Annotated in this window: 12 protein-coding genes; 8 read left to right on the top strand and 4 right to left on the bottom strand. The window is 56.9% G+C overall.

All coding sequences use genetic code 11. The annotated features are described in order from the left end of the window. Together ACG0Z5_RS23160 and ACG0Z5_RS23155 are read right to left on the bottom strand one after the other, a co-directional pair. The coding region (locus ACG0Z5_RS23160) for an Ig-like domain-containing protein (protein ID WP_394451430.1) at positions 1-2,104 on the bottom strand (2,104 nt) is incomplete at its 3' end. 919 nt (positions 2,105-3,023) lie between these two features. After that, positions 3,024-4,421, bottom strand: coding sequence for a mercuric reductase (locus tag ACG0Z5_RS23155; protein WP_394451429.1), 1,398 nt, complete (start codon positions 4,419-4,421; stop codon positions 3,024-3,026). A gap of 411 nt (positions 4,422-4,832) precedes the next feature. Between ACG0Z5_RS23155 and ACG0Z5_RS23150 the strand changes: the two genes are divergently transcribed. The 7 genes from ACG0Z5_RS23150 to ves all read left to right on the top strand — a co-directional run bounded on the left by ACG0Z5_RS23150 (position 4,833) and on the right by ves (position 12,582). Beyond that, entirely contained in the window at positions 4,833-6,053 is a 1,221-nt protein-coding gene (locus ACG0Z5_RS23150; RefSeq protein WP_319786915.1) for an aspartate aminotransferase family protein, read from the top strand. Next, complete coding sequence (astA, locus tag ACG0Z5_RS23145; RefSeq protein ID WP_394451427.1) at positions 6,050-7,084, top strand: arginine N-succinyltransferase; 1,035 nt, start codon at positions 6,050-6,052, stop codon at positions 7,082-7,084. The genes ACG0Z5_RS23150 and astA overlap by 4 nt, the downstream gene beginning before the upstream one ends. Next, complete coding sequence (gene astD / locus ACG0Z5_RS23140) at positions 7,081-8,559, top strand: succinylglutamate-semialdehyde dehydrogenase (RefSeq protein ID WP_394451425.1); 1,479 nt, start codon at positions 7,081-7,083, stop codon at positions 8,557-8,559. Before astA ends, astD begins: the two co-directional genes overlap by 4 nt. After that, the gene (astB, locus tag ACG0Z5_RS23135) at positions 8,556-9,881 is read left to right on the top strand and encodes an N-succinylarginine dihydrolase (RefSeq protein ID WP_394451423.1); all 1,326 of its coding nucleotides are present in this window, start codon (positions 8,556-8,558) and stop codon (positions 9,879-9,881) included. Before astD ends, astB begins: the two co-directional genes overlap by 4 nt. A gap of 10 nt (positions 9,882-9,891) precedes the next feature. After that, the gene (astE, locus tag ACG0Z5_RS23130) at positions 9,892-10,851 is read left to right on the top strand and encodes a succinylglutamate desuccinylase (protein ID WP_394451422.1); all 960 of its coding nucleotides are present in this window, start codon (positions 9,892-9,894) and stop codon (positions 10,849-10,851) included. Positions 10,852-11,190: 339 nt separating this feature from the next. Then, positions 11,191-11,682: an ATP-independent periplasmic protein-refolding chaperone Spy gene (gene spy, locus ACG0Z5_RS23125; protein WP_319630574.1), complete on the top strand. Its 492-nt coding sequence runs from the start codon at positions 11,191-11,193 to the stop codon at positions 11,680-11,682. 297 nt (positions 11,683-11,979) lie between these two features. Next, positions 11,980-12,582: an environmental stress-induced protein Ves gene (gene ves, locus ACG0Z5_RS23120; protein ID WP_394451420.1), complete on the top strand. Its 603-nt coding sequence runs from the start codon at positions 11,980-11,982 to the stop codon at positions 12,580-12,582. On the opposite strand, the gene cho is transcribed toward ves, so the two are convergent. Continuing rightward, the gene (gene cho / locus ACG0Z5_RS23115) at positions 12,538-13,410 is read right to left on the bottom strand and encodes an excinuclease Cho (protein WP_394451418.1); all 873 of its coding nucleotides are present in this window, start codon (positions 13,408-13,410) and stop codon (positions 12,538-12,540) included. The two genes, ves and cho, sit on opposite strands and share 45 nt — an antisense overlap. Before the next feature lie 126 nt (positions 13,411-13,536). Next, positions 13,537-14,364, bottom strand: coding sequence for an ammonia-dependent NAD(+) synthetase (nadE, locus tag ACG0Z5_RS23110; protein ID WP_394451416.1), 828 nt, complete (start codon positions 14,362-14,364; stop codon positions 13,537-13,539). A 222-nt stretch (positions 14,365-14,586) separates the two neighbouring features. On the opposite strand from nadE, the gene osmE reads away from it, so the two are divergent. Beyond that, positions 14,587-14,925 carry an osmotically-inducible lipoprotein OsmE gene (osmE, locus tag ACG0Z5_RS23105; RefSeq protein WP_394451414.1) on the top strand — a complete coding sequence of 113 codons (339 nt, stop codon included), beginning with the start codon at positions 14,587-14,589 and terminating at the stop codon, positions 14,923-14,925. Positions 14,926-15,074: the final 149 nt, after the last annotated feature.

Here is a 15,074-nt window from a genome sequence, read left to right as displayed (position 1 = left end):
CGTCAGCGACCAGGCCGGTTACCGTGCCGGTGTCATCCTGCAGACCCGTGATGGTCATTGCCGTATGGGTATCAACGGTAACAACAAAGTTCCCGGAATACCCGCTGATGTTCCCGGCCGCGTCGGTGGCGGTGGCCGTGAAGGTGTGGCTGCCATCGGTACGCACCGGCATCGTGATGCTCCAGTTACCGTTGCTGTCCGCGTTGATTGAGCCCAGCAGGGTGGTGCCTTCGTACACCTTCACGAGGCTGCCCGCTTCCGCATGACCATGCAGTTCCGGGGTCGAGTCATCCGTAACGCCGTTGTTGTGGACTTCGCTGCCTGTTACAGGCCCGACGTTATCCGTGGCATTAGTGATGGTCGGGGCATCCGGTGGCGTGGTGTCATCCTGGTTCTCACCCACAAACTTCACGCTGTATTTGTCGCCGTAGTCGTACCAGGCATTACCCACCTGGTCCACACCGCTGATACCGAACGAGTAGGTGCCCTGGGTAGTGAACGGTTTAGGCTGGTAGGTCCAGCTGCCGTCCGCATTCGCGGTCACAGAATCGTAATACAGCTCTTTCCCGTTCGGACCAAAGACGTGGATATCCACGCGGCTGTTGGCTTCCGCATGACCATGCAGGACCGGCTGGCTGTCATCGGTCAGGCCGCCATCGGCCACGGTGCCCTGTTGGGTGCCCTGGGCATCGTCGATATAGTCCAGCACTGGCTTGCTGATAACGGTATCTACGGTGACGTTGAAATCTGCCGTCGGGGCACTTTCCACGCCCGCCACAGCGGCGGTAGCCGTCAGGTTGTGCTTACCGTCAGCCAGTTCTGGCAAGGTCTGTGTCCATGAGCCGTCTGCGTTCGCGGTGACAGAGGCAATCAGGGCGTGGTTGTCATAGATATTCACCAGCGTGCCGGCGGTGGCGTGCCCGGACAGGGTTGGCGTCGCATCATTGGTGGCATCGCCGTTGTGCAGGGTGCCGGTGAAGCCGTGGTAGCCCGCGACATTATCCGTCACGCTGTCGATAACCGGCGCATCCGGTGCAACGACATCCTGGTTGCTGCCTACAAACTCAATGCTATATTTGTCGCCGTAACCCGCCCAGGCATTACCCGCCTGGTCCACACCGCTGATACCGAACGAGTAGGTGCCCTGGGTAGTGAACGGTTTAGTCTGGTAGGTCCAGTTGCCGTCCTCATCTGCGGTCACGCTCTTGTAATACAGCTCTTTCCCGTTCGGACCAAAGACGTGGATATCCACGCGGCTGTTGGCTTCCGCATGACCATGCAGGACCGGCTGGCTGTCATCGGTCAGGCCGCCATCGGCCACGGTCCCCTGTTGGGTGCCCTGGGCATCGTCGATATAATCCAGAATTGGCTTGCTGATAACGGTATCTACGGTGACGGTGAAATCTGCCGTCGCGTCACTTTCCGCACCCGCTACAGCGGTGGTGGCGGTCAGGTTATGCGTGCCATCAGCCAGTTCAGGCAAGGTCAGTGTCCACGATCCGTCTGCGTTCGCGGTGACGGAGCCAATCAGGGCGTGGTTGTCATAGATATTCACCAGCGTGCCTGCGGTAGCGTGCCCGGACAGGGTTGGCGTTGCATCATTGGTGACATCACCGTCGTGCAGGGCACCGGTGAAGCCGTGGTAACCTCTGACATTATCCACCACGCTGTCGATTACCGGCGTTTCCGGTACATCCGGGGTCACGATGTCCTGGTCAGGGGCGGTGGTGTTGATGTAGTAAGGGTCGGAGAAGCGCAGTTGCGAGTTGTCACCTGGATCAAGCAGGACGGCGGTGAAATAATTAAGGGTGTCTGCCTTCAGTGGGGTCTCTGCGGTATAAGTCCATGACCCGTCAGCCTCTACATGAGCTGTACCGATGGGCACGCTGTTGAGGTAGATACGAAGGATCAGCGCGCCACTGGTGTCATATGGGACAAACCCCGTCAGCGTTGGCAGCAGGTCATCTGTCTCGCCATATTGAGCTACCCGGCCCTGGTGCTGACCGGTATTATCAAAAACGCTGTCAATAGTAATCAGTGAGGTGTAATCCGCGTCAGTCGCAGCCAGCATTAGGTCATTTTGTTTTTCTGTTGAATCAGACATCGTGTCCAGTTCTCCATAGCTATATCATTGAGTGTTCAGCGTCAGAAACCAATTTAGTTCTGATACTAATTTGGGAATTTCATGATGAAACATCATTTTTACATTGATACTATAGTTCTGGAACCCTCTTGCTGAAATACCTTCAAAGTAAAAAACAAATATCAAAAAAATCAAATTTCCGTAGTTAATGTAAGATGCGCGCGGCGTAGCGGTATTTAATGTTGGGTAATGTAGAATTTAATTTCATTTAATATAACGGTGATTTCTGAATAAAGAAAAGACAGTGTGTATAGCGCGAACATTCCCCAGTTAAAAGGTTAAGTACGCGATTTGATGGAGGTGCTTTCTGGCATTGCACCTCCGGGGGGGGGGTAATCGCACTGCGTATCATCAACTTGATTTTTGGAAAACGGAAGCTGGCTGTAAATTATGATTACAGCTTACGGACAGTGTTTTTAATTATCAGCAAACATATCACCATAATCCCCGATAAAATTGCAGGTGACACACCCTTTTCTCAATGGTAAAGTCTGGTGTCATTTTGTTATTTATTCAGACAAATATTAAATGTGTTCAGTTATTTTAGGCCGCCATTAAGGCGGCGTTTTTTGTTCAGGAATTATATCCACTGGGTTCAGGAAATGAAGCTCTGTCGGCGGTATATGTTCATGAGATAATCCCGACGGTTTTGTTGAAGAAAGCATACGCTTCTAACCCTAATTTTGTGGTCAGTTTTTGTTGACCACTTCAGACTTAACAACGTCCGCTTCTGGCACAAACCCGTCGTTATACCAACAGAAAAAACAGCCTGCCGAGCCTAAATTTTGATGGAAATGGGTCAGGCCAGTTTCGTCCAGGGATACAGGTTCTGACAATGCCCCACACACTGAGGCCGAAATAATCGGCCTCCGCCTTGTTTCTAGCCCACAGCTCTAAGCCTTGCCAACACCGTCGGGAAAAACTCTGCGACGGTAGGGTGCACCGGCAGCGCCTGCATCATCAGCCGGTAGCTGGCTCCGGTAGCCATGTAGTTGGAGATAACCGCGATGATTTCATCCCCGCCGATACCGAGGATCGTCGCGCCGAGGAAGCGCTCGCTTTGCGCATCGACAATCAGGCGCAGCATGCCATCGGTCTCGCTCTCTTCTTTCGCCCGGCTGACGTCGGCCATGCGGATTTCCGCCACCAGAATCGACTGGCCTTGTTGAACCCGTTCCCGGGCCTGGGCGAGGGTGATGCCGACTCTGCCGAGCGGCGGATCGGTAAACATCGCGTAGCTCAGCACCCGCCGATCGGCATCGTGCCATTGCCCGTCAGGCTGCTGGCCGTCGAGTTCCGCCCACGCGATTTGATAGTCGTGATAGCTGGTGTGGGTAAACGCCCCGCGTCCGTTGATGTCGCCCAGCGCTTTAATGCCCGACACGTTGGTATTGAAATGGGCATCGGTGCGGATAAAGCCGCGCTTGTCGGTATCCACGCCCACGGCGGCAAGGTTCAGCCGTTCGACGTTCGGTATCCGTCCGGTGGCAAACAGAATGTGGCTCCCGATGAGGGTGCTGCCGTCGCTTAACTCGGCGCTGACGCCGTCGGCGTGAGGGGTGAGGCGGGTGACGCTGCTATTAAGAATAAACTCAACCCCTTCGGCCCGCAGAAACTCGGCGATCTGCGCGCTGATGTCGTCGTCTTCGCGCTCGGCAATCCTTCCCGCGCGATGAATGATCGACACTCTGGCCCCCAGACGACGGTAGATTTGCCCCAGCTCCAGGCCAATATAGCTGGCCCCAACTATCAGCAAATGTTCCGGGCATTCATTGAGCGCTAACAAACTGGCGTTATCCAGATGCGGCACGCTGTCGAGGCCGGGCAGGTCAGGCGTCAGGGCGCGGGTGCCGGTGTTCAGATAGACATGGGCCGCAGACAACATTTCACCGTTAACGCTAATCAAAAACCGTTCGCCATCGCGTCCTTCAAAACGGCCCCAGCCGTGGATCAGCTCCAGGTTCTCCGTGCCCTCTAACCACTGCACCAGTCCGTGGCGCGAGGCCTCAACCTTGTCGCGCATCCGCTGGATAGCCGCCGGGAAATCGACGCTGATCGGGCCGGTCATTACGCCAAACTCCGCCGCGCGTCGCGCCAGATGGGCGACCCGCGCCGATTTGCGCAGCGTTTTGGTTGGCGTACAGCCGACATTCACGCAGGTGCCGCCGTAAAGATTGCCCTCGATAAGCACCACCTGCTGACCGCTCGCCGCCAATGAGACCGCTAAAGAGGGCGCGGCCTGACCCGCCCCAATCAATACTGAATCCACTGCCTTCACGCTAGACCTCACCCTGAATTATCGAATAGCACAGATTGATTGAGCGTAGTGCAGGGTATCAATGCAGACAAATGTCGGAACAGACGCCCCTTTTTGGCGCATTCCGCTCCGTTTTGGCGCACAAAATGCCGACAAATATCGCAGGCGATCACAAATCCTGAATTAAGTTTTACTAATGCATAATGTTGCTGATATTAGCGTTGCTAATGGCGTTAAATGCAAATTTATTCACTTTGTATGCAGTTTGTATGAATAGCGTTCGGTTGTAAGTTATTGATATTGAGTTGAGCACTTCCGTTTATGCAGTTTTGTCGCTGGCTGGCACGATGCGTGCAATATACATTTACAGCACAAACACTCATATTTATTAACATCACAATAACGTTATGTTTACCGGAAGAAGAGGTTGCTATGACTCAGTCAGTTACGCGTGGAAATTTTGACGATTGGATGATGCCGGTTTACGCCCCGGCGCCTTTTATTCCGGTACGTGGGGAAGGTTCTCGCCTGTGGGATCAGCAGGGCAAAGAGTACATTGATTTTGCAGGCGGCATTGCGGTGAACGCCCTGGGTCATGCGCACCCGGCGATGATCGCGGCGCTGACCGAGCAGGCGGGGAAATTCTGGCATACCGGCAACGGCTACAGTAACGAACCGGTGCTCAAGCTGGCGAAACAGCTGATTGATGCCACCTTTGCCGACAAAATATTTTTCTGTAACTCCGGGGCGGAAGCCAACGAAGCGGCACTCAAACTGGCGCGTAAATACGCCCACGATAAGTTCGGCGCACATAAAAGCGGGATTGTGGCGTTCAAAAACGCCTTCCATGGCCGGACGCTGTTTACCGTCAGCGCCGGGGGCCAGCCGTCATATTCTCAGGATTTTGCGCCGCTGCCGCCGCAAATCCAGCACGCTATCTACAACGATATCGACTCTGCCCGTCAGCTTATCAATGATGATACCTGCGCGGTGATCGTTGAGCCGATTCAGGGCGAAGGCGGGGTGGTACCTGCGACTCCGGCGTTCCTGAAGGAATTGCGTGACCTGTGTGACCAGCATAATGCGCTGCTGATTTTTGACGAAGTGCAGACCGGCGTGGGCCGCACCGGGGAGCTGTATGCGTATATGCACTACGGCGTGACCCCGGACGTGCTGTCCACTGCCAAAGCGCTGGGCGGCGGCTTCCCGATTGGCGCCCTGTTAACGCGTGATGAATTTGCCAGCGTGATGACCGTAGGCACCCACGGCACCACCTACGGCGGGAACCCGCTGGCCTGCGCGGTGGCGGGCGTGGTGCTGTCGATGATTAACACTCATGACGTGCTGAACGGCGTCAAACAACGCAACCAGTGGTTCACCGAACGGCTGACCGCCATCAACGCCAGGTTCGGTTTGTTCGACGAGGTGCGCGGTATGGGCCTGCTGATCGGCTGCGTGCTGAAAGCCGGGTATGCCGGGAAAGCGAAACAGATTAGCCAGCTGGCTGCCGAAAACGGCCTGATGGTGCTGATTGCCGGGGCCAACGTGGTGCGCTTCGCGCCTGCGCTGGTGATCAGCGAAGAAGAGGTCAATACCGGGTTGGATCGCTTCGAGAAAGCCTGCGAACGCTTTGTGTCTGAGGTGTCATCATGATGGTTATCCGCCCGGTCGGACGCGAGGATTTGTCCGGCCTGCTGGCACTCGCAGGGAAAACCGGCGGGGGGCTCACCTCGCTCCCGGCTGATGAGAACACGCTCTCGGCGCGTATTGAACGGTCGATCAATACCTGGGAAGGCAGCCTCGAGAAAGGCGATCAGGGCTACGTTTTTGTGCTGGAAGATACCGCCAGCGGCACCGTGGCGGGGATTTGCGCGATTGAAGTCGCCGTCGGGCTGCACGACTCCTGGTACAACTACCGCGTCGGCACTCAGGTTCATGCCTCGAAAGAGCTGAACGTGTACAACGCGCTGCCGACGCTGTTTCTGAGTAACGACCACACTGGCAGCAGCGAGCTGTGTACCCTGTTCCTCGACCCGGAATGGCGCAAAGAGGGCAACGGCTATCTGTTGTCGAAATCCCGTTTCCTGTTTATGGCTGCCTTCCGCGATCGTTTTAACGACAAAGTGGTGGCAGAAATGCGCGGGGTGATTGATGAGCACGGCTATTCCCCGTTCTGGGAAAGCCTTGGGCAGCGCTTCTTCTCGATGCCGTTTGCCCGCGCGGATTACCTGTGCGGCACCGGGCAAAAAGCGTTTATCGCCGAGCTGATGCCTAAGCATCCGATTTATACCGATTTCCTCTCCCCGGAAGCACGGGCGGTGATCGGGGAAGTCCATCCGCAAACCGCGCCTGCCCGGGCGGTGCTGGAAAAAGAAGGGTTCCGCTATCGCAACTATGTCGATATTTTCGACGGCGGCCCGACCCTGGAATGCGATATCGACCGGGTGCGTGCCATTCGTAAAAGTCGTCTGGTGGAAGTGGGCGAAGGCCAGCCTGCGCCGGGCGAGCTGCCGACCTGTCTGGTGGCCAATGAACAATATCATCAGTATCGCGCCATGCTGGTTCAGGCCGATCTACACACCGACAAACTGTTACTGAGCGCACAACAGCTCGATGCCCTGAAATGCCATGCGGGTGACCGCGTGCGGCTGGTTCGTCTTTGCCCTGAGGAGAAAAAAGCATGAGTTTATGGATAGGCGGTGACTGGGTCACCGGGCGCGCAGAGGCACGCAGCAAAAACAATCCGGTCACCCACGAAGCGGTGTGGAGCGGTAACGATGCCGACGCAGGGCAGGTGGCAGACGCAGTGAAAGCCGCCCGCGCCGCGTTCCCCGGTTGGGCAAAACAGCCGTTCAGCGCCCGCCAGCAGATTGCAGAAAAATTTGCCGGGTTGCTGGAAAGCCATAAAGAAGCGCTGACCGAGGTGATCGCCCGCGAAACCGGCAAACCGCGCTGGGAAGCGGCCACCGAAATCGGGGCGATGATCAACAAAATTGCTATTTCGGTGAAGGGCTATCACAGCCGCACCGGCGAGCAGGAAACTCCGATGCCTGACGGGGCGGCGACCTTACGCCATCGTCCGCACGGCGTGCTGGCGGTGTTTGGCCCGTATAACTTCCCGGGGCACTTGCCGAACGGGCATATCGTGCCTGCGCTGCTGGCCGGGAATACCGTGGTGTTCAAGCCGAGCGAACTCACGCCGATGAGCGGTGAAGCGGTGGTTAAACTGTGGGAACAGGCGGGTTTACCGCCGGGCGTACTGAACCTGATCCAGGGCGGACGCGCGGTCGGGGAAGCCTTAAGCGGGCAGGCGGATCTCGACGGGCTGCTGTTTACCGGCAGCTCGAATACCGGGTTTACCCTGCATCGCCAGTTGGCCGGGCAGCCGCAGAAAATCCTTGCTCTGGAAATGGGCGGCAATAACCCGCTGATTGTCGATGAGCCGCAGGACCTGGATGCCGCCGTTCACGTCGCGGTGCAGTCGGCGTTTATCACCGCCGGACAGCGCTGCACCTGCGCGCGTCGTCTGCTGGTGAAGCGCGGAGCCGCCGGGGATGCGTTCCTCAAACGGCTGGTCGAGGTCACCGGGCGCATTATACCCGGCAGCTGGAACGCCGAGCCGCAGCCGTTTATCGGCGGCCTGATCTCCGAACAGGCGGCGCAGAATGTGCGCACCGCCTGGGAGCAACATGTGGCTAACGGCGGCGTCACGCTGCTCGAGCCGCGTTTGCTGGAAGCCGGCACCTCGCTGGTCACGCCGGGCATCGTCGACATGACCCACGTGCAGAATGTGGCCGATGAAGAAGTGTTTGGCCCGCTGTTGGGCGTCTGGCGCTACGACACTTTTGATGAGGCGATTGCGTTGGCCAATAACACCCGGTATGGCCTGTCGTGCGGGCTGATTTCCGCCGAGCGTGAGAAATTCGACCAGCTGTTGCTGGAAGCTCGCGCCGGGATCGTCAACTGGAACAAACCGTTGACCGGCGCGGCGAGTACCGCCCCGTTTGGTGGCGTGGGCGCATCGGGGAATCATCGTCCTGGGGCGTGGTATGCCGCAGATTATTGCGCCTGGCCGATGGCGAGCCTCGAGTCTCCGGCGCTCAGCCTGCCGGGCACACTCAACCCGGGCCTCGATTTTTCCGCTGAGGTGAAATCATGAAAGCCTGGGAAGTGAACTTTGACGGGCTGCCGGGGCTGACGCATCACTATGCCGGGCTGTCGTTCGGCAATGAGGCCTCGACCAAACACCGTTTTCGCGTTTCCAACCCGCAGCTGGCGGCTAAGCAGGGCCTGCTGAAGATGAAAGCGCTGGCCGATCTCGGCTTTAAGCAAGCCGTTCTGCCCCCGCAGGAACGCCCGAATGTGCCGCTGTTGCGTCAGCTGGGTTTCACCGGCAGCGACGAACAGGTAGTAGAGAAAGCCGCCACCCAGGCACCACAGTTGTTGTCGGCGGTGAGCTCGGCCTCGTCAATGTGGGTGGCGAATGCCGCCACCGTTTGCCCATCGGCTGATGCGCTGGATGGCAAAGTGCATCTCACCGTCGCCAACCTTAATAATAAATTCCACCGCGCCAGCGAAGCGCCGACCACCGAGGCGGTGCTGCGGGCGATTTTCAATAATGAGCAGGCGTTTGCGGTACACGGCGCGCTGCCGCAGGTGGCGATGTTTGGCGACGAAGGGGCGGCGAACCATAACCGTCTCGGCGGGGAGTACCATCAGCCGGGGCTGCAAATGTTCGTCTATGGCCGGGAAGAGGGCGGGCATCATCAGCCCCAGCGCTATCCGGCGCGTCAGACGTTAGAGGCCAGCCAGGCGGTGGCCCGGCTGAATCAGGTCAATCCGCAGCAGGTTATTTTCGCCCAGCAGAACCCGGGGGTGATTGACCAGGGTGTGTTCCACAATGACGTGATCGCGGTCAGCAACCGGCAGGTGCTGTTCTGCCATCAGCAGGCATTTTTAAATCAGCCTGAACTGCTGGCCCAGCTGCGGGAACGCGTCCCGGGCTTTACCCCGGTCGAAGTGCCGACAGCTCGGGTATCGGTTAACGATGCGGTGGCGACCTATCTGTTTAACAGCCAGCTGCTGAGCAAGCCAGACGGCAGCATGATGCTGGTATTGCCGAAAGAGTCGCAGGAGCACGCGGGCGTGTGGTCGTATCTGACCGACGTGCTGGCGCAGGATAATCCTATCAATGAGCTGAAGGTGTTTGACCTGCGGGAAAGCATGGCCAACGGCGGCGGCCCGGCGTGTTTACGTCTGCGCGTGGTGCTGACCGAGGCGGAGATTCAGGCGGTGAATCCGAAGGTGCTGATGAACGACACCCTGTTTGATACGCTCAATACTTGGGTAGACTGCTACTACCGGGACCGTCTGACCCAGGCCGACCTCGCCGATCCGCAGCTGTTGCGCGAAGGGCGTGAAGCCCTGGATCAGCTGACGCAAATTCTGGGCCTTGGCTCGGTTTATCCGTTCCAGCAGTAAAGGAGGCACGATGGAGGACTTTCTGGCCCTGACGCTATCCGGTGAAAACCCGGCGCACACGCGCGGCGAAACGGCACACTTTCACTGGCAGTGGCACGATCGCGGTATTCTGGAGTTGACCCCATTCGCACCCTGTACCCAGGCGCTGGTGCTGTCGGCGGGAATTCACGGCAACGAAACCGCCCCGGTGGAAATCCTCGCCGGGCTAGTAAAAGGCCTGTTTGCCGGGGAGTTGACGTTGAGCTGGCGGCTGCTGGTGGTGCTCGGGAATCCTCCGGCGCTGGTGGACAACAAACGCTACCTGCACAGCGACATGAACCGGATGTTCGGCGGGCGCTGGCATGAGTTTGTCCCGTCGCTGGAAACCGCCCGTGCGGCGCGGCTGGAACATGCCCTGTCACAGTTCTGGCTGCCCACCGATACCTTACGCTGGCATCTCGATATGCACACCGCCATTCGCGGCTCGCATCACGTCCGTTTTGGCGTGCTGCCGCTGCGTAAGGAACCGTGGGACGAGGCGTTCCTGCACTGGCTTGGCGCGGCCGGGCTGGAAGCGCTGGTGTACCATCAAAGCCCCGGCGGCACCTTTACCCATTACAGCACCGAGCGCTTTAGCACCTATGCCTGCACTCTGGAGCTGGGTAAAGCGCTCCCGTTTGGCGATAACGATTTAAGCCAGTTTGCCACGGTGCAACACGCGCTTGGGCAGCTGCTCGGCGGGGAAGTGGCCTCTGCGCCGCTGCCGGTGACCTATCGCGTGGCGCAGCAAATCACCCGCCACGACGACAGCTTCCAGCTGCATATGTCCCCTGAAACGCTGAACTTCACCCCGTTCAGCGAAGGCACCTTGCTGGCACAAGAGGGTGACACGCGCTGGGTGGTTAAACATCAGACTGAATATGTGTTATTCCCCAACCCGAACGTCGCCCCCGGCCTGCGGGCGGGGTTGATGCTGGTTCGGGAAGGGTAATTTTTTTCCATTGCGGCGGTGAAATCTGTCACCGCTGTTTTTTTTATCGGTTATGCCAAACGTGGCATTACAAGGAATTGCGGAGTATTCCTATAAAATGCTTTTTAATTAATTAGACTTGCGCTAGACTTCTTCATATTCCCTTCCAGAACAGTTAGTTATTTATTTCCTCTTGCAACTCTCCACACTTTTTCCTTATTTCCTCCACAATTGGTTAAAAAGTCGTTTTTATACTTTCACTGTTTTACGCTTGCTCTGACTAATTGACGTTAAAGCCCGTAAAGTTAATCACGTCAACACGGCAATGCGCCGTAGAAAATAACTGAAAGTAAGGAACGTATTATGAAAAAGATGACCTCTGCTCTGATTATTGCTTCTACCCTGGCGCTGGGCGCGGCGAACCTGGCTCACGCCGCTGACACCACCTCCGCGACCAGCACTGAAACAGCACCGATGATGCACCATAAAGGCAAGCCAGGTATGCATCACGACATGATGTTCAAAGACCTGAACCTGACCGATGCGCAGAAACAGCAGATCCGCAGCATCATGAAAGAGCAGCGCGGCAAAATGCAGCGTCCGTCCGTGGACGAACGCCGTGCGATGCATAACCTGATTGCGAGCGACACCTTCGACAAAGCTAAAGCCGAAGAGATGGTGACCAAAATGGAAGCGCAGCACAAAGATATGGCCGTTTCCCGTATGGAAACCCAGAACAAGATCTACAACATTCTGACCCCGGAACAGAAAAAGCAATTTAATGCCAATTTTGAGAAGCGTCTGACAGAACGTCACGCGCCGGAAGGTACAATGCCGTCATCTGCTGAGTAATTTAGCACCCTGACTTAAAGACCGCCGGTCTTGCCCACATGCTGATAAATGCAGTGGGCAGGACCGGCGGTTTTTCTTTTCAGCCCTCTTGCCTGTCGCCACATTCCCGGTATTCTTCTTCCTCACCCGTAGACTCTTTTTTCCCGGATATCAGTCCGTTACTGACTCTGTGCGTCAATAACGGCGTAAAGCCGCTAAGGCTCTGCGCGCCTTCTGCCGATAATCCCTTTGTGGTGAAAAAAAGATAATAACGAGGGCTGCCGCCGATGCAGCCTGTGTCGTTCTTCAGGAGTGATGATGGAATACTTTGATATCCGCACGATGCCGGTCAGTCTGTGGAAAAATGGTGCAGGCGAAACCCGCGAGCTGTGCTGTTTTCCGCCTGCAACCCGTGATTTCCACTGGCGCGCCAGCATCGCCTCGATTGCGGGCAACGGCGAATTCTCCGCGTTCCCCGGCGTCGACCGGGTGATCACCCTGCTGGAAGGGTGCGAAGTGACGCTTGACGGTGGAAACGCCTTTCACCATACCCTGAAGCCGTATCAGCCGTTCCGCTTTGCCGGGGAGCAAACGGTGCGGGCGGAGCTGGGTGAGGGGCAGATGTCGATGGATCTTAATATCATGACCCGGCGTGAACGCTGCCAGGCCAAAGTGCGGGTTGCCGACAGAACCTTCAGTACCTTTGGTGCGGGTGGGGGCATGGTGCTGGTGTTGAGTGGCGCGTGGCAACTGGGCGATAAACTGCTCACCGCCGATCAGGGCGCGTACTGGCAGGATGAGCAGCACACCATTCGGTTGTTAAAAGATGAAGGGAAAATCCTCTACAGCGCAATCAGCTGGAACCCGGCGTGGCCGTTAACGGCCGTCGGCCAGGTCGATAATCTCAGCCTGGCCGGTTAACAGCGGCTTGCAGAGGATTTTATAGCCGTCGTGATCGAACCCGGCGGGCAGGCGGCGCAGTTCATCGGCGGCGCTCAGCGTGGTGACCGACCCCAGCCACAGCCAGTTGTGAATGATGTGGTATTCGGTCAGGTCATGAGTGCTTTCTTTCAGGGCGACAGCCCCTTGCCACGGCCAGCAAATCAGTTGCAGCCTGGCGAGTGCGGCCAGCAAACGCTGGTGATGGGCCTCCATGCTTTCCTTCCCGCAGCACGCCCCGGCGCAGCGTTTCAGCGCTGAGCGGAAACATCCCCGCCCGCGGGTCACCGTTTCGAGTCCTAACAGGCCATAGCACAGCTGATGCTCATCGGCGATGGTTTGCAGTGCCTGGAGCGCCGCCCGGCGATTGGCGAACAGGCCATACAGCCCCGGCTGGTGGGCAAAATCAATCTCTTTGGCATACACCACCTGCGGTTGAGTGCCGCTCAGCAATAACGAACAGAGCTGGCGATTGCGGCGCAGGCGTTTATTGAACAACGGCTGTTGCTCTTTAATCATTTTGGCTTCAAGCAACAGGGCACCGACTTCCCCACCGGTACGTGTCCAACTGATGCGCCGGGACTGCCGTAACATCGCGGCCTCATTCGGCGTGCGCAGGTGCGAGAGCACCCGGCTGCGCAGGTTCACGCTTTTGCCGATATACAGCGGCAGCGTTTCACTTTCACCGTGGAAAACATACACGCCGGGCACGGAAGGCAGCGCTTCCAGCGAGGGACGCAGATGTTCGGGATATTCGTAGATTGCCGCCGCTTCAAATTCAAGTCGCGGGGCGGATTGACGCCGGGCCACACTCACTCCTGATGCTGTGTATTCGTACAGTATAGCAGCGGGAATGCGCAAGAAAAAAGCAAAAAAACGCGCGGGCGGGTGGGGAAGGCGCCGGGTAAACAGAGGTTACCCGGCAAAATCACAGACTTAGCGTTTCCAGAAATCGTCGAAAACGGTAATCGGCGGACGGCGCTTGTGCTCCGTCTTCAGATACCAGCCTTCGATGATGTTGGCAATCCCGGCCTCGACCGGCTTGCCTTCGAGGTAATCGTCGATGTTGTCATAGCTCACGCCGAGCGCGGCTTCATCCGGCAGAGAAGGGCGGTCGTCTTCCAGATCGGCGGTTGGGGCTTTCTTATACAGATGCTCCGGGCAGCCGAGGGTGGCTAACAGCTGTTTACCCTGACGCTTATTGAGACGGAAAATCGGGTTGATGTCGGTGCCGCCATCGCCGTATTTGGTGAAGAACCCGGTAATCGCTTCTGCCGCATGATCGGTCCCGACCACCACGCCCTTAGTCATGCCTGCAATGCTGTACTGAGCTTTCATACGCTCGCGGGCTTTTTCGTTGCCGCGCACAAAATCGCTCAGTTCAATCCCGGCTTCCCGCAGCGCCTGCTCGCTTGCCAGCACCGCGCCTTTGATGTTGACGGTCAGCACGCGGTCGGGCTGGATAAAGGCAATCGCGTCCTGGCAATCCTGCTCGTCGGCCTGCACGCCAAACGGCAGTCGAACGGCGATAAAGGTCAGGCTGCTGTCGCCGGTCTCTTCGCGCAGTTCGCTAATGGCGAGCTGGCACAGTTTACCGGTCAGGGTTGAATCCTGACCGCCGCTGATGCCGAGCACCAGAGACTTAATGAATGGATACGTGCGCAGATATGCCTTCAGGAAATCCACACTGCGGCGAATTTCTTCTTCGCTGTTGACCTGTGGCTTAGCGCCCAGTGCCGCGATAATCTCTTGTTGAAGAGCCATTTACCCCTCCCAAAAATGGTTGTCGTGTCTGTGCTTAAAGCTACCTCTTTGCCGGGAAAACGACAAGGATCACAGTTTTGACTGCGGCAAAATCCCGCGATTCAGCAGGATATCGCATTATTGCTAGAATAATCTGAAAGTTATGCCATTTGTGCCGTCGGGTTGAAAAATAGCAATCTTTATTCCAGGCTTATAACACACTGATAAAAAAGAGGACGGAATATGAACAAGAACGTAGCGGGAATTTTAGGTGCAGCAGCAGTACTGACCATGTTGGCGGGTTGTACCGCCTACGACCGCACCACTGACCAGTTCACTCAGCCAGTGGTGAAAGACGTTAAGAAAGGCATGAGCCGCCAGCAGGTGGCTGAGATTGCGGGTAAACCGTCTTCTGAAATTACCATGGTTCACGCCCGCGGTACTTGCCAGACCTATATCCTGGGTCAACGGGATGGTAAAGCCCAAACCTACTTCGTCGCACTGGATGACACCGGTCACGTGATCAATTCCGGTTACCAGACCTGTGCTGAGTACGATACCGACCCGCAGACCAAGCAGTAACAGAATCACTCATTCTGCTGAGTTCTACGTAAGCCCGGCCCGTTGGTCGGGCTTTTTGTTGTGCACAGAAAACCCCCAGCTAGGCTGGGGGTTCCGTAAAGCTTTCAGCTTTGAGCCAGTTATCAAAACCCCTTTTGATTTGTTAAAAC

Source organism: Scandinavium sp. M-37, from assembly GCF_043558715.1.
GTDB lineage: Bacteria > Pseudomonadota > Gammaproteobacteria > Enterobacterales > Enterobacteriaceae > Scandinavium > Scandinavium vulneris_A.
The sequence above is the reverse complement of the archived record's forward strand: the minus strand, read 5'-3'. Positions and strand labels throughout refer to the sequence as shown.